The sequence below is a fragment of the Shewanella insulae genome, assembly GCF_009831655.1.
Lineage (GTDB): Bacteria > Pseudomonadota > Gammaproteobacteria > Enterobacterales > Shewanellaceae > Shewanella > Shewanella insulae.
In genome coordinates this window covers 99,492-121,242 of sequence record NZ_WRPA01000003.1, presented here as the reverse complement: position 1 = coordinate 121,242, position 21,751 = coordinate 99,492, and the positions used below count along the sequence as shown (strand labels likewise).

Genomic DNA, 21,751 nt, shown 5'->3' with positions numbered 1-21,751 from the left:
CATGAGTAACGATTTTCAATTTATCGAAGTAGGCCGCAAGGATCCGACCAAGCATGACGCCAAACAGCGCGCCACGCAGTTTATCGAGATCTATCAGCCATTTGCACAGCCTCAGGTTAACGAACAGGCAGACCGCTGCCTCGACTGTGGTAACCCCTATTGCGAGTGGAAGTGTCCGCTGCACAACTATATCCCCAACTGGCTGAAGCTGGCCAAACAGGGACGCATAATGGAGGCCGCCGAGTTGGTGCATGAGACCAACACACTGCCGGAGATCTGTGGCCGCGTCTGTCCCCAGGACAGGCTGTGTGAAGGTGCCTGTACCCTCAACGACGAATTTGGCGCCGTCACCATAGGCAATGTGGAGAAATACATTACCGACACCGCCATCGCCCAGGGCTGGCGCCCGGACATGAGCAAGGTGGTCAAGCGTCAGGAGCGCGTGGCCATCATAGGCGCGGGGCCGGCTGGCCTTGGCTGCGCCGACATCCTCGCCCGCAACGGCGTCAAGGCGGTGGTGTTCGACAAGCATCCTCAGATAGGCGGCCTGCTCACCTATGGCATTCCCGCCTTCAAGCTGGACAAGTCTGTCATGGAGATCCGCCGCACCGTCATGGAAGGCATGGGGATAGAGTTCAGGCTCGGCGTCACCGTGGGTGAAGATATCGGCTTCGACACCCTGCTGGAAGAGTACGACGCCGTCTTCCTCGGCATGGGCACCTACACCCCGATGAAGGCCGGACTGGACAACGAGGATGCCAAGGGCGTCTACCAGGCCCTGCCCTACCTGATTGGTAACACCCATAACGTCATGGGCACCACAGATGAAGAGACCCCTTACCTGAGCCTGGCCGGGCAAAAGGTGGTAGTACTCGGTGGCGGCGACACCGCCATGGACTGTGTGCGCACCGCCGTCAGACAGGGCGCCAGCGAGGTGACCTGTGTCTATCGCCGCGACGAAGAGAACATGCCGGGCTCACGCCGCGAGGTGCAAAACGCCCGCGAAGAGGGAGTCAACTTCCTGTTTAACCGCCAGCCGACGGCGATCAAGACCGCTGACGACGCGGTCAGCGGCATCGAGTGTGTCGAGACCGCCCTGGGCGATCCAGACGACTCGGGTCGTCGTCGCCCTGAACCGATTGCTGGCAGCGAGCAGCTGATAGAGGCCGATGCCATCATCATCGCCTTCGGCTTCCAGCCGAGCCCCGCCAAGTGGTTTGGCGACTATGGCATAGAGCTGGATAAGTGGGGCCGGGTTGTGGCGCCTAAGGTCGCCGATAACCCCTTCCAGACCAGTAACCCTAAGGTGTTCGCCGGTGGCGACATGGTGCGCGGCTCAGATCTTGTGGTTACCGCCATCGCCGAGGGCCGCGACGCCGCACTCGGTATACTGAACAGCTTCGAGGCTTAAGTCTGAACTGGCTCAGTCTCTGAGCTACACAATTTGGCTTGTGATTGGCGCTTTAACTTTGAGTGAGAGTTAAAGCGCTTTTTTTGCCTGGGGAAAACCAGGCTGGTTTTTTGTTTTGTTGCTTCTAGCGGTTATTGGTATTTGGTGGGGTGTTGAAGGCCGCACCTTCATTGATGCTTATAGCCTGTGGAGCGAGGGCGTATGGGGTGCTTATAGGTTGTAGCGTCTACCTGTTTGAGTATTGGGTGGATTGTTGAAGGTCGTACCTTCAGGGCAACCTAACGCCTGCCCGGCGGGGGTTGTGCAGATACCCTTGTGAGACGCCGCAAGTACGCTCCCTGTAGGCTCTGCCGTGACATCCCTGTCACGGAAGCTCACCAGTGTATCTACACTCGGTATCTAACGTCTCTTCGATTTGGCCATTTTTGATGATGCTTAGGGGACTAGTTGAATGTTCAGAAGGTTACCAAACTCTGCTCGCTATACTGCGGATCTATACAGGTATAATGTTTTTTTGCTAAAACGCCCCACTTTCACTTCCTATTATGTAATCTCTCGATTCTCGCTTTACTTTTACTTTAAGGTTTAACGTATTGATTATTTTGAATTAATGACTTAGAGCTTTCTATTTAATGGGAACAGGTGAGGGTCTCGTTAAATCGAGTCTCATTTTGTTTTAGAGCTGTTTACTTTCAACTTGTTATGCAATGCCATTATTGATATAAATTTCAGATGGTTAAAAAAATGGTCGCGATTTACATTAGATGATGGTGATTTACATAGGCGGCATTCTCGCTAATAAGCGTTAGTTGCCAAGTCAATGTTGCAAATATAGAGAGAAATAGAGTGTTAATAGAGTACAGGTTTAAAGGCAAGGTTTTTAGTTTCTCTCAAGGGGAAATTGAGAATAATGGGAATATTTATACTGCGATCGTAGGCAAAAACGGTACCGGTAAAAGTCGGTTGATGAAAGCTATTATTGAAGAATTCATTGGTAACACGTCTCGACGGAATGATTTTCGAAGAGAGACACTGGTTTCACCTGGGCTATTTGATGGAAAGTTGAGTGACAAAATAGTAGTAAATACTTTACCAAGTAAAATAATTGCAGTGTCAACAAGCCCGTTTGATAAATTCCCCTTGGATTTACGAGGTAATCTCCACGAAAAATATTCATATCTTGGGCTACGTAATTTGAGAAGTGCTGATCTAGGCATGGCTTATATGAGTAATATATATATGTCTTTACTTAAATCAGCTTGTGGTGATAAATCTAGAATATCAAAAATTTGTGAAGTTCTGGGATTTCTTGGATATAACCCTATAATTCAAGCTAGGTATCACTTGGAACTACCAAGGAACCGTATAAACGATGTAATAAACAGTTCAAATCCTGTAGATAATTTTGTTGACTTTCTCACGTCAAACGATAGAAGACCATCCATATCTGCGAGATATAGAGGTTTTTTTAACGAAGATCGAAATGTTAATTATGAAATAGTTGAGAGGTTTATTGATATTTATTCTAGGATGGGGTCTATGGATTTAAGACCTAGGATAGATATTGTTTTCGAGGAAAATGGGATTCACTTTGATCTTGATAAACTCGGTAATATTGATGATTTATTCTTCCTTTCAGAGCTTGGTATGGCAAGCTTAAGGGAAATCAATCTAGAAAAAAATAGTGGTAGTATTTTTAGAATTGGAGATGCTAGCTCTGGAGAGCAGAGTGTTGTAATGAACGTTCTTGGGATAGCAAGTCAAATTGAAGATAACAGTTTAATTTGTATTGATGAGCCAGAAGTTTGTCTTCATCCTGAGTGGCAAGAGAGATATATTGATGTTCTTATTAATACATTTAAGAACTTCAGTGGCTGTCAATTCCTGATTGCTACGCACTCCCCATTACTAGTTTCAAAGTTAAGAGATGAAAACTGTTATCTTGTGAAAATGGACGATGGTTCGATAGTTTCAGCATCTGAGGTAAATAAAAAATCTGTTGACTTTCAGTTGGCAAACACCTTTATGACGCCGGGGTACAAAAATGAGTATCTAACTAGAGAGTTAATATCAATCTTAACCAGTTTTGGAGAGACTGGTAGGCTAGATGAATACGAGAAAAACAAGCTTAGTACTCTTTTGTCGTTGAAAGATAAAATAGATAATTCTGACCCTGTATTTAAGCTAATGGAAATGGCGCAAGAAGCTTTTATGGAAGTCGCGAATGTCTGAAATGTTAATAAAGTATAATGATAAAGATCAGAGAAAAGTAGACTCTTATAATGAATTAGACAATACTGAGAAGTGTGGCGAGTACTGGAATAATGATAAAGATGTAGACCTTAAAAACCTAAAAAAAAGCATAAAAGACCACTATATAAATGTTCAGGGTTTTCTTTGTCCATATTGTAAGCAAAAGAATGTAGTTGAGCACAATGGTGTATGGGATGCAGAGCACATAATTCCTAAGGATGACTTTCCTCAGTTTATGTTTTCTCCATTAAATTTATGTGTATCTTGTAAAGATTGTAATCAAGCAAAAAGCAACAAGAACGTTTTAAAAAATAGAAAGAGAAAGACATTACCATCAAACAAAGAAGATTATTTAATTATTCATCCTCATCTGGATATATATCATCAGCATATAAAAATACTTAACTCTTCTTTATTCTTTATCCCATTAGATTCAAAAGGTAAAGAAACAATTGAGGTTTGTGGCCTTTTGCGGTTCTTATATAAGTTTGTTGACTATGGTAATGTTTCAATAGAAGTAAAGAAAAAAATAGGACTTTTACATCAAGAGTTGGTAAGTGCATCTACTGCCATTGAGGAAAACTTTATTCTTGCCTGTATTGGTGATGTTGTTGAACATGGGAAACAACTTGCTCAACAAGAACATATAAAAAAGCTTTGCGTATAAGCACAAGGCAACCATACAAAGCATTTAAGAGTGATTCCCAACGCTTGGCATTTTTAATGTCATCGTTGGGTTTTGTGTTTACTGTGGTACGGTTAGATTCAGTGGTAGCGTTGCTCACACCTTAATGCGGCGCTAGCACATAAAAAAATTAATCTGAAACTCATCAATATGGAACTAAAGTTCTAACACAAAAATGTCCAAAAAAATTGGTGCATCCATGCACTGCACTTGCTGCCAAGCAATTCAAAACTATGTAGCATTGGTCTTCAGCAGGCAAAATTCATTTCCACAAAACCTTGGCCATTCACGCCCTATTCAAATACCTATGCTTATCAAATACGGTCAAATCGAAGAGATGGAAAACCGGGTGTAGATACGCCGGTGAGCTTCCGAAACATGGATGTTTCGGCAGAGCCTACAGGGAATGTATTCACGGCGGCTCACAGGCGTATCTGCACATGAGCCTGCCGCAGGCAATAGGTAAACCATAAAGCAATGATTATAAATTAACCTTCAAATACTATTTATGGTAGATGCTAAAGAAGCGAAACCGAATTGCCGCAGGCAATTGAAAATAACGCCTGATGTCTCGGCGTGAGTCCCCCTATCTCGCCACCGAACCACTTTATTGCTATATTAGCGCCCATTATCTTTAGACAGGCTGCGCCTTCGCGCGGCCAGATCCACCTAGACCATAAAGGGCATTCAATGAAAATTGGTATTATCGGCGCCATGGAGCCAGAAGTCGCTCACCTAATTTCGGCCATGACAGACACCCAGAGCCAGACCATCGCGGGCATAGAGTTTGTCGCCGGACAGCTAGAGGGCAAAGAGGTGATCGTCACCCGCTCTGGCATCGGCAAGGTCACCGCCAGTGTCGCCACCACACTGCTGATTGAGAAATATGCCCCAGATTACGTGATCAACACGGGCTCGGCGGGCGGCTTCGTCGACAGCCTGGCCATCGGCGACATCGTTATCTCCTCTGAGGTACGTCACCACGATGTGGACGTGACCGCCTTCGGCTATGAGATAGGTCAGATGGCCCAGCAACCTGCGGCCTTCATGCCAGACAGAACACTGGTCGAGGCGGCTAAGAAGGCAGTGGCGGATCTGGGGGAGGTGAAGGCTATCGAGGGGCTTATCTGCACCGGCGACAGCTTTATCTGCGACCCTGAACGCACTAAGGTGATGCTAAGTAACTTCCCGACCATGGCGGCCTGTGAGATGGAAGGTGCGGCGATTGCCCAGGTGTGTCACCAGTTCAAGGTGCCTTTCGTGGTGATCCGCTCCCTCTCAGACAACGCCAACAACGATTCGCCGGTAGATTTTGACAGCTACCTGGTGAAGGCCGGTCATCATTCTGCGCTGATGGTGATCTCGCTGCTGAAGCACCTGTAACAGTCAGGCTCAGGGACGGCATACAGACAACGACGCGATGTACGATATCATCCAACAACTACTGCTGGACAGCCCCTTCTACCAAGGGGCCGCCATCTTGTTGGTCGCCATCTTCATGGCCCTGCTGGCGCCGCTGCCCAGGGAATACCAGGCCTTCTACTGGTTTTCTCAGCTGGCGCGCAGCCTGTCGGCCAAGGTGGCGAGATCTGATCGCTCCGCAAACCAGCAGCGAGTGGCGGGCAGCCTGTCTGTACTGCTTCTGGTGCTGCCCTTCTGGCTGATTCTGAGTTTTCTGCTGGAGCTGGCGGCCTTCCCCTGGTTCTTCGAGTGTCTGTTTCTCTATCTCTGCCTGTGCGACGAGCAGTTTCACAAGGTGGCAGAGGAGACGGGCCAGGCCCTTGAGCGTCAGGACAAGCAGCGCGCCCGCCGCCTGCTGAGCCAGTGGGTCTATCGTGACACCCGCGAGCTTTCCGAGGTGGGCATGAGCAAGACGGTGATCGAGAAGTTGATGACCACCTCCATCTACGGCACGGTCGCCACCATACTCTTCTACGCCGTCGGTGGTGCCCCCCTGGTGCTGGGCGCGCGGATGATCAAGCAGCTGGAATACACCTGGCCAGCCCTCAACCCGCAATATCGCGAGTTTGGTCGCCCCGTCTATCTGTTGAGCTCCTTGCTCTACTGGCTGCCGACCCAGGCCTGGAACTTCACCCTGGCGATCCAGGGCGGGCCAGGCGCCCTGATGCAGCTGTTTAGGCCCGCCAAGAGCCCACTGCCGATAAACAACCATCTGCCCACCTGTACCCTGGCGGCGAAAGTGCTCGATACTGAGCTCGGCGGCCCGCAGAAATTTGCCGGCCAAAGGGTCGATATTGCCCGCATCGGCACCGGCCCCAAGCCCACGCCCCACACCATCAGGGCGGCGCTCAGGCTGCTGCGCCTGAGCAAGGGCATATGGGTGCTCTCCGTGCTGTTAATTCCTAGCCTCTGGGCCATGCTTAGGCTGCTGGCGCACGCTTAATCGCCTCTCTGGGGAGCGCCGACTCTGCCCCGACGTCTTTTGACTAGACAAGCCAAAAACCCTTGGTATTATTCCCCCTCTGGCGACAACATATTGGCACTATAGGCGTAACGACTTTGTTTGAGAATCTTCACATTTCCCTGACCACACCGGCGCTACTGTTTCCGGCTATCTCTCTGTTACTCCTGGCCTATACCAACCGCTTCTTCTCGCTGGCGGCACTGATCCGCAGCCTGAGCGCCGAGGGCAAACCTGTACACTCGGGCCAGCTGAAGAACCTGCGTCGCCGCATCGTCATCATTCGCCGCATGCAGGAGGCGGGGGTATCCAGCTTCGCCCTGTGCGTCCTGTGTATGATCTTCATCTATGTGGGCTTCAACAAAACCGGCTCTATTATCTTCGGCTCCAGCCTGCTGCTTCTGCTCTATTCACTAGTGTTGTCTGTGCTCGAGATCCGCATCTCGGTCGATGCCCTCAACTACCACCTGCAAGAGCTAGATCAATGAAGGAGTGGATCTACTTCTTCGACCTGTGCGGCACTGCGGTATTTGCCCTTTCCGGCGCCCTGGCGGCCGGGCGTCATCGCATGGATCCCTTTGGGGTGATAGTGCTGGCCTCGGTCACAGCCATTGGCGGCGGTAGCATACGCGACGCCCTGCTGGGTACCACACCGGTATTTTGGATCCGTGACCCCAACTACATCATAGTGATCCTGGCGACAGTGCTGCTGGCCCTGATCTTTATCCGCCGGCCCAAGAAGGTCCCCCAGTACACCCTGCCGGTGGCCGATGCCTTCGGATTGGCGCTGTTTACCGTGATCGGGGCGGAAAAGGCGTTAAATCTTGGCCTCAGCGGCATGATTGCCGTGGTGATGGGCTTGATAACTGGCGTCGGAGGCGGCATTATTCGAGACATACTCTGTCGCCAGATCCCCATGATATTGCGCACTGAAATCTATGCGACCGCCTCCATCTTCGGCGGGATCGGCTATACCTGTGCCATCACCTGGGGCCTGGCAGACAAGGTGGCCCTGGCCTTGGCCATGATAAGCGCGCTCGTCATACGGCTGGCCGCCATTAAGTGGCACCTGAGACTTCCGGCGTTTGAATTAAAGAAAACATAAGATGATCAAGCAGTTTTTAGTTAGCATTCTGATGATACTGCCCCTGGCTACCCAGGCGGCTCCCGGCGATATGCCCGCCGAGCAGCAGATGGCGATCAAGTATATTCAAGCACTGACGGATCATGACTACCGCACCCTGGCCTCCTTCTACAATCGCGACAGCGTGTTTAAGGATCGCACCGCCAGCAAGACCTACACGGGAAGGCGAGACATCATAGAGTTTTTCGAGCGCGCCCATCGCGGCGTGCTGGAATACGATTTCAACATAGAGCACATGTACAACTCGGGCTCACTGGTGGTGATGATAGGCAACTATCACTATCGCGGCCCCGGCAGCCTGTTTGGTAAGCCTGGCAAGGTGATCGAACTGGCCATCCCCGGGGTGACCACGGTCAAGCTGGATCTGGCCAATCACAGGGTCAAGGAGCATGAAGATCTGATGGACTATCAGACCATGCAAGACCAGCTCGCCACCCAGTAATACACTACCACCAGCCTTCTGCCCGCTATATTGAACGCTAAGTTGCGCGCGCCAAGCGAACATAAAAAAGGCCTGCATCTGCAGGCCTTTTTATCGACTTCATCTAAGCATTAACCCCCAGGGGTTAGCCAGGTTGTTACACCAGGGTGATCTTGGCGAACTTGCGCTTACCCACCTGGAACACGCCTGTCAGGCCGGCGCTCAGTTGCTGACGGCTGTCTTCAATCTTCTCGCCGTCAAGCTTGGCCGCGCCCTGCTTGATCATACGCATCGCCTCAGAGGTCGAGCTGACCAGGCCTGCGTCTTTGAGCACGTTGGCGATGCCGATACCGTCACCGGCAACAATCTCGATCTCCTGGATATCGTCCGGGATCGCGCCCTTCTGGAAGCGATTGATAAACTCCTGATGCGCCGCCTCGGCTGCCGCCTCGTCGTGGAAACGGGCGATGATCTCTTTCGCCAGGGCGATCTTCACATCTCTCGGATTAGTGCCGCTCTCGACGTCGCTCTTGAGCTGGGCAACCTCTTCCAGTGGACGGAAAGAGAGCAGCTCGAAGTAGCGCCACATCAGGTCATCTGAGATAGACATGATCTTGCCGAACATCTCGCCGGCTGGCTCGCTGACACCTATGTAGTTGTGGGCAGACTTGGACATCTTCTTCACGCCGTCCAGACCTTCCAGCAGCGGCATCATGATCACCGCCTGTGGCTTCTGACCCGCCGCCTTTTGCAGCTCGCGGCCCATCAGCAGGTTGAACTTCTGATCTGTACCGCCAAGCTCGACGTCGGCTTCCAGCGCCACAGAATCATAGCCCTGTAGCAGTGGGTACATAAATTCGTGGATGGCGATCGACTGACCCGAGGCATAACGCTTCTTAAAGTCATCACGCTCCATCATGCGTGCCACCGTCTGCTGTGAGGCCAGACGTATCATGCCTGCCGCGCCCAGGTCTTCTAGCCAGCTAGAGTTGAATTCGATGCGGGTCTTTGCCGGGTCCAGAATCTTGTAGACCTGCTCCTTATAGGTCTCGGCATTCGCCATCACCTGCTCGCGGGTCAGCGGCGGACGCGTGCTGTTCTTACCGCTCGGGTCACCCACCATGCCGGTGAAGTCACCGATCAGGAAGATCACCTCATGCCCCAGCTCTTGGAAGGCACGCAGCTTATTGAGGATCACTGTATGGCCAAGATGAATATCCGGCGCGGTTGGGTCGGCCCCCAACTTGATGCGCAGAGGACGTCCCTCTTTTAATTTTTCCAGCAGATCCGATTCGAGCAAGATCTCGTCGGTACCACGTTTAATTTCTGCTAATGCTTGGTCTAAATTAGCCATCTTGGCAGCTACTCCTAAGAGCCGATAGGTAAATAATGGGGACTAATGTTACTTGTTAGCCAGCACAAATGAAAGAGTGTACACTAACAGGATCGGCTTAAGTGTTAGAAATTGGTATCGGAGTCAATGGGAAAGATCATCACACTCTTAAAACTATTACCCAGATTGCATCAGATCATATTGAGTGTCTTAGTGATGATCACCATAGGCGTGATATTTATCCCCTCCGACGATGCCGAAGCCTCCCGCGCCACCAAGTCGTCATTGTCGGGTAAGATCCGCCTGGGTGAACACTCAGATGCCGAGACCACAGATAACGACACCAGGCCTAATGGCAATGCCTATCCTGTTCCCCTGGCCTTTCGTACACCCAAGCCCCCCAGCGCCGATGAGATCGCCCGAGATACCCAGGAGAGCGGCAACCTAGACCTTAATGGAAGCCTAGACCTAAATGAAAGCGCGCTGACTCAGGTGACTGCAAGCACAACCACAGAGCCCGAAGAGGAACAGGAAACCAGCGAGGAGTTTACCGTGCGTAGCGGCGACACCCTGGCCGCCCTGTTTAAGCGCGCCGGGCTCACGGCCCGCGACGTGTATGAGATCACCCAGCTCCCCAAGGCCAAGAAGAACCTTTTGAAGATCTTGCCCGGTGAAGAGATCATTATCGTCAAGAACGATGCAGGGCAGCTCAAACGGGTGGTCTATCACCTTGACCCCATCTCGACCCTGAAGATCTGCAAGGACGACAAGGGCTACAGCGAGGAGATCATCAAGAAGACGGTGGAGAACCGCACCCAATTTGCCAGTGCCACCATCAGCAGCAACTTCTGGAACGCAGGTGTCGGCGCGGGCTTAACCCCCAACCAGATCATGCAGCTGGCCACCATCTTCGGCTGGGATATCGACTTTGCCCTGGATCTGCGTCAGGGCGATAACTTCGCCATCCTATTCGAAGAGGAATACGCCGACGGCGAGTTCCTGCGTAACGGCAACATCCTGGCCGCCGAGTTCTACAACCAGGGCGACCGCTACACGGCGGTACGTTATAAGGACGGTAACTACTATTCGGCAGAGGGCCGCAGCATGCGTAAGGCCTTCCTGCGCTCGCCGGTAGACTTCAAGTATGTCAGCTCCAGCTTCAATCCTCGCCGACTCCACCCGGTGACGGGCCAGGTCAGGGCCCACCGCGGCGTCGACTATGTGGCCGCCGTCGGCACCCCCATCAAGGCAGCGGGTAAGGGCCGGGTGATCAAGTCCAGCTACAACCAATACAATGGTAACTATGTCTTTATCAAGCATAACGAGACCTACACCACCAAGTATCTCCACCTCAAACGACGTAAGGTCAAGCAGGGACAGACGGTGAAACAGGGGCAGATCATCGGCACCCTGGGCTCGACCGGCCGGGTCACAGGCGCCCATCTGCACTACGAATTTATCGTTAACGGTGTGCACCGTAACCCGCGCACGGTCAAGCTGCCACAATCTCTGCCCATAGCTCGCAAGGAAAAATCCAACTTCCTCGCCCTGAGCAAGCAATTGATGGCTAAACTTGAACAGAACAAGCAAGTGCAATTGGCCTCCCAGTGAGTCTCTCTTTTGGGTCATCAGACCCCAGGACACCTAGATGAGCAAACATTACTATATCGGCCTGATGTCGGGCACTAGCATGGATGGCGTCGACGCCGTATTGGTCGACTTCACCGACGATAAGATCACCCTGGTCGACACCCATACCGAACCGCTGCCCAGCCATCTGCTAAGCGGCCTGCAGCGCCTGTGTCAGTCAGGCTCGGATGAGATCAACCGCATGGGCATATTGGACCGAAGCGTCGGCAAGCTGTTCGCCCAGGCCGTCGAGGGCTTGCTGACCAAGAGCGGCATAGACAGGCATCAGATCATGGCCATCGGCAGCCACGGCCAGACGGTGCGCCATATGCCCAACCTGGAGCTGGGCTTTACCCTGCAGATTGGCGACCCCAACACCATAGCCGCCCTCACGGGCATAGACGTCATCGCCGACTTTCGCCGTAAAGATATCGCCCTGGGCGGTCAGGGCGCGCCCCTGGTGCCCGCCTTTCACCAGGAGTTGTTTGCCCGTACAGGCCACCAGCGGATGATCCTCAACATAGGCGGCATCTCCAACATCACCTATCTGCCGGGGGATGCCAGCGCCGTCATCGGCTTCGATAACGGTCCGGGCAACACGCTTATCGACACCTGGATAAAGCAGGTACAGGGCGAGGCTTTTGATAAGGACGGCGCCTGGGCGGCCAGTGGCGAGACGGATGAGCAGCTGCTCAAGCAGATGCTGTCTCACTCCTATTTCTCCCTCAGCGCCCCCAAGAGCACGGGACGGGAGCTGTTTAACCAGGCCTGGCTGGAGCAGCAGACCGCCGACTTCGGCTATCTGCATGAGGCGGATATTCAATCTACCCTGCTGGATCTCACCTGCCACAGCATCGCTAACGACTGCCTCAAGCTCACCGATAAGGCCGAGCTGTATGTCTGCGGTGGCGGCGCCTTTAACACCGAGCTGCTCAGCCGCCTGGCCAAACTACTGCCCGGCTATCAGGTACACACCACCGCCAGCCTAGGGATAGCTCCTCAATGGGTTGAAGGTATCGCCTTCGCCTGGCTCGCCATGCGCCACAAGCTAGGCCTGCCCGGTAACCTGCCCGCCGTCACGGGCGCCAGCCGTGAGACTGTGCTCGGCGGCCTGTTCCCCGGCAACTGAGCAAGATGCCCTGACTAACGCCCTAGCCCGCGTAAAAAACGGTTAGCTGGGGACGCAAGCGATGTTATCATGAGCGCCAATCGGCCCTGCCGCAAATAAATGAAGAGACCGCAATGACCAAGAGTGCAAAAGACGCCAGCCAGATGACCCCAGAGGCCCGTTACGACTATCTCGTCGAACAAGCCAAGGCCACCAAGACCCTGTGGACCCTACAGGATGTCGATGGCTGCGTCATGCTGACCACAGAAGATGAAGACTGCATCCCGATGTGGCCCTGTGAAGAATCCGCCAAGCAGTGGGCCGTCGATGACTGGGCCGACTGCATGCCACTGGCCATCTCCCTGGATGAGTGGCTGGCACGCTGGGTACCTGGCATGCAGGACGATGACCTGTTTGTCGCCGTCTTCCCGGTACAGGAAGATCTGGGCGTGGTGATCCCTCCCTATGAGCTGGAACAGCGCCTGACGCCTAAGCCCCGCCACTAATCGGCCGCCGTTAAGACCATACGTTGAGACCATACGTTGAGACAGTGGGAGAGGACAGTGGGAGAGAATGAGGTGTCAGTACCCGAGATGACAGAGACAAACGCCCAGGCTGAAAAAGCACAAGCAACTGAAGCTGCTAACCTGCAGCCGGTAAAGGCCAAGCTGCCCAAGCGTCTGCTCGCCCTGCTGCTTGTGCTGACCCTGGCCTCCATCAGCGGCCTGATGGCCGAGCAGGGGGTACTGTTTTGCATGTTGACTCTGCTGATGGTGATCGCCGTACTGGGCCGCCAGAAGGCCGGACTCTATATGCTCAGGGGATACACCATCATCCAGCTCGGACTGGTGAGTCTGCTGCCGGTGATCTTGTACGATCCAGACAACCTGGTGGCCGGTCCCTCGACCTTTCACCTGGGCGATTGGCAGGGCAAGCTGCCAGATTGGTTAGTATTCACTGTACTGATATTGCTCGCCGTGCTGCAGGTATGGATAGCCTTCACCCCTAAGGTAAAGGCCTACTGCCATATCAAGAACAGCATGAACATCATGAAATAAGCCGGTGACCTACCAGCCTAGAGTTATTAGAGTCATAAAGAACACAGAGACAAAAAAGCCAGCTATTGCTGGCTTTTTCTTTAGGCGCTGATTGGCGTCATCGCGGCTTTCGGTTTAAGAGATTAGGCCTAAACCGAGAAGCTGGCACCACAGCCACAGGTGGTGGTGGCGTTAGGGTTCTTAACGAAGAAGCGAGAACCTTCCAGGCCCGAGGTGTAATCCACTTCACCGCCTACCAGGTATTGCAGGCTCATTGGATCGACCACCAATTGAACCCCTTGTTTCTCAACGGTAAAGTCACCTTCGTTGACCTTCTCATCGAATGTAAAGCCATACTGAAAACCTGAACAGCCGCCGCCGGTCACGTAGACACGTAACTTAAGCGCGTCGTTTTGCTCTTCCTCCAATAATGTTTTTACCTTGGCCGCTGCCGCGTCGGTAAAACGAATTGGCATTGTATCTTCAGCTTGTTCAGTCATTACTACCTCTTACATCGGTTTGCTGAGCGGAATTATCCGATACCTGACTATTTTGTTCAAGTAATAGTCGTGGCTCTGTTGAAATCTGTGAACCTTCGCCCTCTTCGGCGGGAGCGTAAGCCTCTTCCGTATGGGGCTCCTCAAGCGCGTTGGGCTCGCCGCCTGAACGGGCGCCCACGTCTGTGTCAGGCTCAGGCGCGGCCAGGAGTTCCTGGGCGCTGAAGCTCTGCTGCGCCTTGGCGCCCTTACTCCAGCGGCTGGCAGGCACTATCACCTCTGTCTCCACCCGAGACAGCTCGAAGTCGGCCGGCAGGGAGATCTCCGTCTCCAGGGTCTGAAAATAGCGGAAGCCGAAGGCAAACTTGGCATCGGTGAGTGACGAGAGCGGCAGGGAGACCATCTTACCCTGTTGCACACCGACGAAGGTGAGCTTGGCTCGCCCTTTCAGCGCCTGCTTACGCTTCTGTAGCTGAGTGAGCACTAACTTTACCTGATATTGATTAACCAGCAGGCCCGGCGTCATCTCCAGTCCGTGAATGGCGACGCCGTCGGCCTGATGCTCTGGGGCCATGATGCTGCGGTAGAAGGCCAGCTCCCTGTCCAGAGCCTTCTGCTTCTGATGCTGCTCGAGAAACAGCTTCTGCATGTTACTGTTGGCCTCACGCTCCAGAGACAGCTCGAGATTGCGCGAGGCCAGTACCTCGGCCTGCTCCTTGAGCGCCTGGCGTAGCTCGGCTTCTTTCGCGGTGGAATGCGTCTGTGTCACAGAATGATTGGCAGACCAGAGGTCCCAGATCAGCACGCCGAGCAAGAAGGCCACTATCACTAAAAAAAACAGATAAACGCTCGAAGGTCTAATTTTTCGTTCGAGCACTTGCATGCGATCGACCCAGCGATGATAATTTGGCATTAAGTACTAGCCCCTTATGATAATTTCTTCATTCGCCCCGCAAAGCGTTACTAACGATTGATCCGGAAGGTTACTGTGCAGCTCAGAATAAACAGCGCCATACAGCAATGCCAGAAATACCTGAATACCGACCTCAAAGACAAACTGGCCCAGGCCAAGATCAGCGTTCAGCTTTGTGGCCTCGCCCTCGCCTTCGCCCTGGTGGCCTCTGGCGTGATCATTTTATTTCGACTTCTGCTGCAGTGGCTTAACCAGCTCACTCAGACCCAAGAGTGGCAGTTTACTGGCAACTTAGGTGACTGGCGAGTCCTATTGCCACTTTTAGGGGCGATCTTAATCTGGTTTGTGGCCATTTTGGGATCTAAGCGCTACAAACGCATGGGGATCGCCTATGTGATGCAAAGGATGAAACTGCACTACGGCAAGATCCCCCTGCAGTCCGCCCCGGGGCAGTTTTTTCAGGCGTTATTTGCCCTAGCGACCAACTTCTCCGTAGGCCGCGAAGGCCCGGCAATCCACCTGGGGGCTGTGAGTGCCAGCGTGATGGCGGAGAAGTTTAAGCTGCCCGACAACAGCGTGCGCATCATGTGCGCCAGCGGCATCGCTGCTGGGATTGCCGCCACCTTCAACGCCCCCCTGGCGGCGGTGATTTTCGTGTTCGAGGTGATACTCAGGGAGTACAAGGTACATTACTTCTTTCCCATCATGCTCTCGGCCATCTGCGGTGCCCTCTCCAGCCAGCTGGTGTTTGGCAATATTCACGAATATGACCAGATAGGGGTCAGCAGTATTCCCCTGTCACAATACCCTGTGCTGGCACTCTGTGGCATCACCTTAGGTTGTATCGCCGCCCTGTTTAATCACACCCTCTTGAAAGTCACCGCCAAGGGGCAGCAACATCCCTTGATCCTGCGCCTGCTGCTGGCCGGGCTTATCACCACCGTCATAGGCTTCTTCCTGCCCCAGGCGCTGGGTAGCGGCGATCTGGCCATTAGCCACGCCATTAGCGAACACCCCAGTCTGTCACTACTGGTCGGCTTGTTGCTGGGTAAAATCATCGCCACCATCGCCGCCATCGGCCTTGGCATTCCCGGCGGCATCATAGGTCCGCTGTTTGGCATAGGCGCGTTGATCGGCGCCATCCTGGCGGTGGTCAGCGCCACCTTGTTTCCCACCATCACTCCCTATGTCGGCCTCTATACCGTCATAGGCATGACGGCCATGATGGGGGTCTGTCTCAGTGCCCCACTGGCAGCCCTGGTCGCCCTGCTGGAACTGACCAACAACGCCGCCATCATACTGCCCTCTATGTTTGTGACGATTCCTGCATTTCTGATCGCCCATCAGGCGTTCAATACCAAGTCGCTGTTCTACAAGCAGATAGAGTTGATGGGGCTGGACTATAAGGTCTCCTCGGTCAAGCTCGGCCTGCAAAAGAAAGGCGTGCGCGCCGTGATGGACAAGCGCTTCGTTATCGTCAAGGACAACGACGAACTGCTGCTGGAGGTGCTAAAGCGCGCCGAGGGCCGCTCGGTGCTGATGCAGAACAATCAGGGGCTGATGGAGATGCTGCATCTGGAACTCCAGGTCGCCGACGAAATGAGTACCCTGAGTCGTCACCCCATAGAGGGCTTAGTAGATACCGCCACTTTAAAGGAGGTGTACGACATTCTCTCCAAGGAGCGCCGTGGCGAGGTATTTATCTATCAAGACAGGAGAGAGAATGTGGTTGGGGTGATCAGCTGGGTGATGCTGCAAAAAGAGATCAACCTGGGACAGATTTAGCAGGCGCCAGCCTAAGACACTAAGCTGAGTGACGCCTGCATGACGTTTAGCGTTTAAGCTAGAGCCTACGCTTAAGCCGCTTCTCTATCTGACGTTTTTCCCAGTTCGCCCCAAACAGGTTAAAGGGCTCGAACACAGATATGGCATGCAGCACCAGGCCGCCGCCCCAACCCAGCACGACCCACCAGACCCACATATAACCTGGGCTTATCATCAGATTCAGCAGATAAAGCAGTGGTAAAACAATCGCCATGGTCGCCAGATTGCTGTAGAAGCCTTTCAGCTCTTTGACATACTCGATGGCGGCGCGCTCATCATGGCTCACGGGCTGCAATCTTTCCTCAGTTGCGTCCTTGGTTTGCTTATTCATTGTCGTATTCATATCCATCTCCTGTTGCAGCGCCTCCAGTGGCACCTCAAATACTGCGGCTAAAGATTTCAATGATTCGAGACTCGCCTTCTGTCCCCGCTCAAGACGCTGTATGGTGCGCACGTTAAGGCCCGAATGCTGCGCTAGTTGTTCCTGCGACCAGGCCCGCTGAAGACGTAATTTACGAATGATCATTGTTTTCCTTAACCTCGTTAAATTGGAGATGCCAGCTTAGTCCTTGCCGGTTTGTCCCACCACGGCGCCTAAGCGACTTTAGCACGACTGCTACACGACATAAGCACGACACGCCTATGACACTCATTTACTTTCAATAAGTTACAAACAGGAGGCAAGCCGCGCACAATGGACAAACAGGCTTTGCCAAGCGGGACGATGGCCAGTTGCTTGTCCCTGCTTGATGGCCAATTTGGCCCGCAGGGCTTTGGCCGTAAGCCTTGGCCCAGCAAAGCTTGGGCCAACACGCAAATATGCTCGGCAAGTTATTCCACCGCCTCGCTATGTCTGGTATAGTGTCGCCTCAGCCACCCTACATAACTTAGGGCGAAATGACCATTTGCTTCGGCCATTTTGCCCCCGAAATTGGAAATAAAGGCTGATGACTCAGTTTCAAGGTTCACACATCCTCTCGGTAAACCAACTCAATCTAGATGCCGTACAAGAGATCTTTAGCGTTGCATCGCGAATGACTCCCTATGCCCTCAGACAAAAACGTACCACGGTACTCGATGGCGCGATTCTGGGTAATCTGTTTTTCGAACCCAGCACCCGCACCCGGGTCAGCTTCGGCAGCGCCTTTAACCTGCTGGGCGGCAAGGTCAACGAAACCGTCGGCATAGGCACCTCGTCGTTGTCGAAAGGCGAGTCGCTCTACGACACCGCCCGTGTGCTGTCGAGCTACTCGGATGTGATTGCCATGCGCCACCCCGATGCTTACTCGGTCAGAGAGTTTGCCGAAGGCAGTCGTGTGCCCGTGATTAACGGTGGCGACGGCCCCAACGAGCACCCGACCCAGGCACTGCTGGACCTGTTCACCATTCAGAAAGAGCTGGCCGCCGGTGGCCGCACCATCAGCGGCATGCACATCGCCATGGTGGGCGATCTCAAGTTTGGCCGTACGGTACACTCGCTGTCGCGCCTGCTGTGCATGTACAAGGATGTGAGCTTCACCCTTATCTCCCCCAAAGAGCTGGCAATGCCAGACTATGTGATCGATGACATTGAAAATGCTGGGCATAAGATCACAATAACAGATCAACTTGAAGGCAATTTAGATCAGGCTGATATACTCTACCTGACGCGTATTCAAGAAGAGCGTTTTCCTTCACAGGAAGAGGCCAACAAGTATCGTGGTAAGTTCCGATTAAACCACAATATTTACACACAGCATTGCAAATCGAATACAGTGATCATGCATCCGCTGCCTCGCGATTCGAGAGAACAGGCCAACGAGCTGGACAACGACCTCAACAGTCATCCAAACTTGGCCATCTTCAGACAGGCAGACAACGGATTGCTTATCCGCATGGCGCTGTTTGCGTTGACATTAGGTGTTGATTCCCAGCTGGAACAGCACGAATGTCCGGTAAATTGGTATTCACAAAAAGCCGATTTTTAATCTGGCAACGACTTTAAAGGATCTAGAATGACCCGTTCTGAAACCCTATTTGAGCAGGCTAAGAAAACTATCCCTGGTGGCGTAAACTCACCCGTGCGTGCCTTCAACGGCGTCGGTGGTTCACCACGTTTCATCGAGAAGGCTGACGGTGCCTACATCTATGATGCCGACGGCAAGGCCTATATCGACTACGTTGGCTCTTGGGGCCCGATGATCTTGGGTCATAATCATCCAAAGATCCGCCAAGCCGTGTTAGATGCGGTAGAAAATGGTCTCTCTTTCGGCGCGCCAACCGAGCTTGAGGTGCGTATGGCCGAGAAGGTGATCGAGATGGTGCCTTCGATGGAGCAGGTTCGCATGGTGAGCTCAGGTACCGAAGCCACCATGAGCGCCATCCGTCTGGCACGCGGCTTTACCAGTCGCGACAAGATCCTCAAGTTTGAAGGCTGCTACCACGGCCACGCCGACTGCCTGCTGGTTAAGGCCGGCTCTGGCGCCCTGACGCTAGGTCAGCCAAGCTCACCGGGCATCCCTGAAGATTTCGCTAAGCACACGCTAACCGCGGTTTATAACGAGCTGGAATCGGTTAAGGCGCTGTTCGAGCAGTACCCAGAAGAGATCGCCTGTATCATCCTTGAACCGGTTGCCGGCAACATGAACTGCATTCCGCCTATTCCTGGCTTCCTCGAGGGTCTACGCGCCCTGTGTGACCAGTATGGCGCCCTGCTGATCATCGACGAGGTGATGACAGGCTTCCGCGTCTCTAAGAGCGGTGCACAAGGCCACTACGGCATTACCCCAGACCTGACCACCTTGGGTAAGGTGATCGGCGGCGGTATGCCAGTCGGTGCCTTTGGCGGCCGTAAAGAGGTGATGCAGTTTATCGCTCCTACCGGTCCCGTGTATCAGGCAGGTACCCTGTCGGGTAACCCTATTGCCATGTCGGCGGGTCTGGCACAGATGGAAGAGCTATGCGCCGAAGGCCTGTATGAAGAGCTGGCCGCCAAGACCAAGCGTATCGCCGAAGGCTTCAAGGCCGCGGCCAACAAGCATGGTATTCCACTAAGCATCAACTATGTGGGCGGCATGTTCGGCTTCTTCTTCACCGAACTGGAAAAGGTTACCCGCTTCGATCAGGTGACTCAGTGTGATGCAGACGCCTTCCGCGCCTTCTACCACGGCATGCTGGACGAGGGTGTTTACCTGGCACCTAGCGCCTATGAAGCAGGCTTCCTCTCTATGGCACACGGCGAGAAGGAGCTGGAAGAGACACTAGCCGCTGCCGACCGTGTGTTTGCCCGTATGGCGAAATAACTCACGCCGCGAGTGAAGTGATAAGAGTGACAATGACCAAAAGGACGCCCAGGCGTCCTTTTTTGTTACCCGGCGATTCATGCGATGCTCAAACTCAATTCCCCCGAGATCACATAGCCTTTACTCGATAAACCTGGCCAGCTGCCGTTCGTAAATAATTTATTCCACTCGATCAGTCGCTGACAGTAGAGACTATCGCGACATGAGAAATTATCAGCAGGATTAACCAAGGGGTAAGCGGTGACTGATGAGAATTCAGCACCTTTCACCACAGATTCAAGGAATCAAAAAATATTCCGCTAGTTCAAAAGGCTAGGCGCGCGCGAGATCTCATTTTTCAGCGAAATTAGACTAAGGTAACACTTGCGTATTATCTCATCCTATGGTCAGATCGCCGCCTAACACAACAACCTTAACCAAACCTTGATGTAAATCATACCGTCTCTTCTCTGCCGGGCGAGATTTACTATCAGCCGTAGGAACAAATGTATGCTCAACATTTTCCTGATCACACTTGCTGTGCTAGCGCTATTAAGCATTATTTTTGAGGAAGTTACCCACATTAATAAGGCTAAAACCACCCTCTTTTTCGGCTGTATCGCCTGGATCACCCTGTTTGTTGCGGCGCGGGATCCCAGCCACCAGCATCTAGTGGCAGAGGAGCTGGACCACAACCTGCTGGAAATCGCGACGCTCTGGCTCTTCCTGATGTCGACCATGACCTTCGTGGCCTACCTAAACGCCAAAGGCATGATTCAGATCCTGGTGCAGAAGCTGTTTCCCCAGAAGGTATCGGTTCGCATGCTGATGATACAGGTGGCTCTCTTCTCCCTAGTGCTGTCGGCCATCTGTGATAACGTCACCGCGACCCTGGTTTCACTGGGCTTGTTGACCACCTTCCAGCTCGAGAGTCAGATGAAACGCCGCATGTCGGTACTCATCATCTTCGCGGTGAACTCGGGCGGTGTGGCGTTGATCACTGGCGACGTGACCACCCTGATGATCTTCCTCGGCGGCCATGTCCATATCTCTCAGCTGCTTATCCTTTTCATTCCGGCAGCGGTCAGCGTCATGCTGCTGGCGGTGCTCTTCTCATTGAAGGCCGAGGGCCATGTGAGCACCACCCCCATCAAGCGCCAATACAGCAAGCTGGATGTGTTTATCGCCCTCATCTTCCTGAGCACCATCATAATGACCATGGTGCTCAACATCTTCTTCGGTATTCCACCTGTGCTGACCTTCCTGTCTGGCCTGTCGGTGATGTTCCTGATGGGCACACTGCAGCGCAGCAACAAGGAGGAGCTACAGATCCTCGAATATATCCGTCAGGTGGAGTTCGATACCCTACTCTTCTTCCTAGGGATCTTGCTGCTTGTGGGCATGCTCAAAGAGATAGGCACCCTGCATCTGCTAACCGAGGTCTATGCCAAGTTTGACCCTAACATCTCAAACTTCGTCACAGGTATCGGCTCGGCGATCCTGGATAACGTGCCACTCACCGCGGCGCTGTTAAAGGCAGAACCTATACTGAGTACTCCAGAATGGCTGGGACTCACCTACTCGGTCGGTGTCGGCGGCTCACTGCTGGTAATAGGTAGTGCTGCGGGTATCATCGCCATGAGTAAGGTGAAGGAGCTCACCTTCGTCACCTACCTCAAGTATGTGCCAGCGCTGGCCCTCTGCTATACCTGTGGTTACGGTCTGACTCTGCTATTGGCCTATGAGTTTTACGGCTAGACGCTTGAGTCAATGACTCAACAAAAAAAGGCGATGAGAAATCATCGCCTTTTTTA

General features: G+C 53.0%; 20 protein-coding genes. 16 read left to right on the top strand and 4 right to left on the bottom strand.

Annotation, left to right across the window (positions count from 1 at the left end; all coding sequences use genetic code 11):
• Position 1 precedes the first annotated feature (1 nt).
• From GNT65_RS04920 to GNT65_RS04885, 8 genes are all read left to right on the top strand, one after another.
• Positions 2–1,411, top strand: a complete 1,410-nt coding sequence (locus GNT65_RS04920) for an FAD-dependent oxidoreductase (RefSeq protein ID WP_160793998.1) — start codon at positions 2–4, stop codon at positions 1,409–1,411.
• Between the two features lie 846 nt (positions 1,412–2,257).
• A complete protein-coding gene (locus tag GNT65_RS20735) occupies positions 2,258–3,643 on the top strand; it encodes an AAA family ATPase (RefSeq protein WP_160793997.1) in 1,386 nt (461 codons plus the stop codon).
• Positions 3,636–4,331 carry an HNH endonuclease gene (locus GNT65_RS04910; RefSeq protein ID WP_160793996.1) on the top strand — a complete coding sequence of 232 codons (696 nt, stop codon included), beginning with the start codon at positions 3,636–3,638 and terminating at the stop codon, positions 4,329–4,331. Before GNT65_RS20735 ends, GNT65_RS04910 begins: the two co-directional genes overlap by 8 nt.
• Positions 4,332–5,039: 708 nt before the next feature.
• Positions 5,040–5,732, top strand: a complete 693-nt coding sequence (mtnN, locus tag GNT65_RS04905) for a 5'-methylthioadenosine/S-adenosylhomocysteine nucleosidase (RefSeq protein ID WP_160793995.1) — start codon at positions 5,040–5,042, stop codon at positions 5,730–5,732.
• Between the two features lie 37 nt (positions 5,733–5,769).
• A complete protein-coding gene (locus GNT65_RS04900) occupies positions 5,770–6,753 on the top strand; it encodes a cobalamin biosynthesis protein CobD/CbiB (protein WP_160793994.1) in 984 nt (327 codons plus the stop codon).
• A gap of 116 nt (positions 6,754–6,869) precedes the next feature.
• A complete protein-coding gene (locus GNT65_RS04895) occupies positions 6,870–7,259 on the top strand; it encodes a DUF2721 domain-containing protein (RefSeq protein ID WP_160793993.1) in 390 nt (129 codons plus the stop codon).
• A complete protein-coding gene (locus GNT65_RS04890; protein WP_160793992.1) occupies positions 7,256–7,876 on the top strand; it encodes a trimeric intracellular cation channel family protein in 621 nt (206 codons plus the stop codon). The genes GNT65_RS04895 and GNT65_RS04890 overlap by 4 nt, the downstream gene beginning before the upstream one ends.
• 1 nt (position 7,877) lies before the next feature.
• Complete coding sequence (locus GNT65_RS04885; protein ID WP_144201066.1) at positions 7,878–8,357, top strand: nuclear transport factor 2 family protein; 480 nt, start codon at positions 7,878–7,880, stop codon at positions 8,355–8,357.
• A gap of 136 nt (positions 8,358–8,493) precedes the next feature.
• Here the strand turns inward: GNT65_RS04885 and tyrS are convergent, their stop codons facing one another.
• Positions 8,494–9,690, bottom strand: coding sequence for a tyrosine--tRNA ligase (gene tyrS / locus GNT65_RS04880; RefSeq protein ID WP_160793991.1), 1,197 nt, complete (start codon positions 9,688–9,690; stop codon positions 8,494–8,496).
• A 126-nt stretch (positions 9,691–9,816) separates the two neighbouring features.
• Here tyrS and GNT65_RS04875 point away from each other — a divergent pair, with 126 nt between their 5' ends.
• From GNT65_RS04875 to GNT65_RS04860, 4 genes are all read left to right on the top strand, one after another.
• A complete protein-coding gene (locus GNT65_RS04875) occupies positions 9,817–11,280 on the top strand; it encodes a peptidoglycan DD-metalloendopeptidase family protein (protein WP_160793990.1) in 1,464 nt (487 codons plus the stop codon).
• 37 nt (positions 11,281–11,317) lie between these two features.
• Positions 11,318–12,427 (top strand): anhydro-N-acetylmuramic acid kinase, encoded by a 1,110-nt coding sequence (locus GNT65_RS04870; protein WP_160793989.1) that lies wholly within the window; start codon positions 11,318–11,320, stop codon positions 12,425–12,427.
• A gap of 113 nt (positions 12,428–12,540) precedes the next feature.
• Positions 12,541–12,912: a DUF2750 domain-containing protein gene (locus tag GNT65_RS04865; protein WP_160793988.1), complete on the top strand. Its 372-nt coding sequence runs from the start codon at positions 12,541–12,543 to the stop codon at positions 12,910–12,912.
• An 87-nt stretch (positions 12,913–12,999) separates the two neighbouring features.
• Positions 13,000–13,464, top strand: a complete 465-nt coding sequence (locus GNT65_RS04860; protein ID WP_244952100.1) for a hypothetical protein — start codon at positions 13,000–13,002, stop codon at positions 13,462–13,464.
• 128 nt (positions 13,465–13,592) lie between these two features.
• Here GNT65_RS04860 and erpA read toward each other — a convergent pair whose 3' ends face one another.
• The gene (erpA, locus tag GNT65_RS04855) at positions 13,593–13,943 is read right to left on the bottom strand and encodes an iron-sulfur cluster insertion protein ErpA (RefSeq protein WP_011864821.1); all 351 of its coding nucleotides are present in this window, start codon (positions 13,941–13,943) and stop codon (positions 13,593–13,595) included.
• The gene (locus GNT65_RS04850; RefSeq protein WP_160793987.1) at positions 13,936–14,853 is read right to left on the bottom strand and encodes a DUF6776 family protein; all 918 of its coding nucleotides are present in this window, start codon (positions 14,851–14,853) and stop codon (positions 13,936–13,938) included. The genes erpA and GNT65_RS04850 overlap by 8 nt, the downstream gene beginning before the upstream one ends.
• Before the next feature lie 75 nt (positions 14,854–14,928).
• Here GNT65_RS04850 and GNT65_RS04845 point away from each other — a divergent pair, with 75 nt between their 5' ends.
• On the top strand, positions 14,929–16,638 hold the full coding sequence (locus tag GNT65_RS04845) for a chloride channel protein (protein WP_160793986.1): 1,710 nt from the start codon (positions 14,929–14,931) through the stop codon (positions 16,636–16,638).
• Between the two features lie 58 nt (positions 16,639–16,696).
• Here GNT65_RS04845 and GNT65_RS04840 read toward each other — a convergent pair whose 3' ends face one another.
• A complete protein-coding gene (locus GNT65_RS04840; protein WP_160793985.1) occupies positions 16,697–17,203 on the bottom strand; it encodes a 2TM domain-containing protein in 507 nt (168 codons plus the stop codon).
• A 421-nt stretch (positions 17,204–17,624) separates the two neighbouring features.
• Between GNT65_RS04840 and GNT65_RS04835 the strand changes: the two genes are divergently transcribed.
• From GNT65_RS04835 to nhaD, 3 genes are all read left to right on the top strand, one after another.
• Positions 17,625–18,644 (top strand): aspartate carbamoyltransferase, encoded by a 1,020-nt coding sequence (locus GNT65_RS04835; protein WP_041510307.1) that lies wholly within the window; start codon positions 17,625–17,627, stop codon positions 18,642–18,644.
• 27 nt (positions 18,645–18,671) lie between these two features.
• On the top strand, positions 18,672–19,958 hold the full coding sequence (gene hemL, locus GNT65_RS04830) for a glutamate-1-semialdehyde 2,1-aminomutase (protein ID WP_160793984.1): 1,287 nt from the start codon (positions 18,672–18,674) through the stop codon (positions 19,956–19,958).
• 489 nt (positions 19,959–20,447) lie between these two features.
• On the top strand, positions 20,448–21,695 hold the full coding sequence (nhaD, locus tag GNT65_RS04825; RefSeq protein WP_160793983.1) for a sodium:proton antiporter NhaD: 1,248 nt from the start codon (positions 20,448–20,450) through the stop codon (positions 21,693–21,695).
• Positions 21,696–21,751 lie beyond the last annotated feature (56 nt).

Excerpts from the sequence above, each read along its gene's own strand:
- GNT65_RS04920 (WP_160793998.1), top strand. The coding sequence starts at position 2 with ATGAGTAACGATTTTCAATTTATCGAAGTAGGCCGCAAGGATCCGACC.
- GNT65_RS04910 (WP_160793996.1), top strand. The coding sequence starts at position 3,636 with ATGTCTGAAATGTTAATAAAGTATAATGATAAAGATCAGAGAAAAGTA.
- mtnN (WP_160793995.1), top strand. The coding sequence starts at position 5,040 with ATGAAAATTGGTATTATCGGCGCCATGGAGCCAGAAGTCGCTCACCTA.
- GNT65_RS04900 (WP_160793994.1), top strand. The coding sequence starts at position 5,770 with ATGTACGATATCATCCAACAACTACTGCTGGACAGCCCCTTCTACCAA.
- GNT65_RS04890 (WP_160793992.1), top strand. The coding sequence starts at position 7,256 with ATGAAGGAGTGGATCTACTTCTTCGACCTGTGCGGCACTGCGGTATTT.
- GNT65_RS04885 (WP_144201066.1), top strand. The coding sequence starts at position 7,878 with ATGATCAAGCAGTTTTTAGTTAGCATTCTGATGATACTGCCCCTGGCT.
- tyrS (WP_160793991.1), bottom strand. The coding sequence starts at position 9,690 with ATGGCTAATTTAGACCAAGCATTAGCAGAAATTAAACGTGGTACCGAC.
- GNT65_RS04875 (WP_160793990.1), top strand. The coding sequence starts at position 9,817 with ATGGGAAAGATCATCACACTCTTAAAACTATTACCCAGATTGCATCAG.
- GNT65_RS04870 (WP_160793989.1), top strand. The coding sequence starts at position 11,318 with ATGAGCAAACATTACTATATCGGCCTGATGTCGGGCACTAGCATGGAT.
- GNT65_RS04865 (WP_160793988.1), top strand. The coding sequence starts at position 12,541 with ATGACCAAGAGTGCAAAAGACGCCAGCCAGATGACCCCAGAGGCCCGT.
- GNT65_RS04860 (WP_244952100.1), top strand. The coding sequence starts at position 13,000 with ATGACAGAGACAAACGCCCAGGCTGAAAAAGCACAAGCAACTGAAGCT.
- erpA (WP_011864821.1), bottom strand. The coding sequence starts at position 13,943 with ATGACTGAACAAGCTGAAGATACAATGCCAATTCGTTTTACCGACGCG.
- GNT65_RS04850 (WP_160793987.1), bottom strand. The coding sequence starts at position 14,853 with ATGCCAAATTATCATCGCTGGGTCGATCGCATGCAAGTGCTCGAACGA.
- GNT65_RS04840 (WP_160793985.1), bottom strand. The coding sequence starts at position 17,203 with ATGATCATTCGTAAATTACGTCTTCAGCGGGCCTGGTCGCAGGAACAA.
- GNT65_RS04835 (WP_041510307.1), top strand. The coding sequence starts at position 17,625 with ATGACTCAGTTTCAAGGTTCACACATCCTCTCGGTAAACCAACTCAAT.
- hemL (WP_160793984.1), top strand. The coding sequence starts at position 18,672 with ATGACCCGTTCTGAAACCCTATTTGAGCAGGCTAAGAAAACTATCCCT.
- nhaD (WP_160793983.1), top strand. The coding sequence starts at position 20,448 with ATGCTCAACATTTTCCTGATCACACTTGCTGTGCTAGCGCTATTAAGC.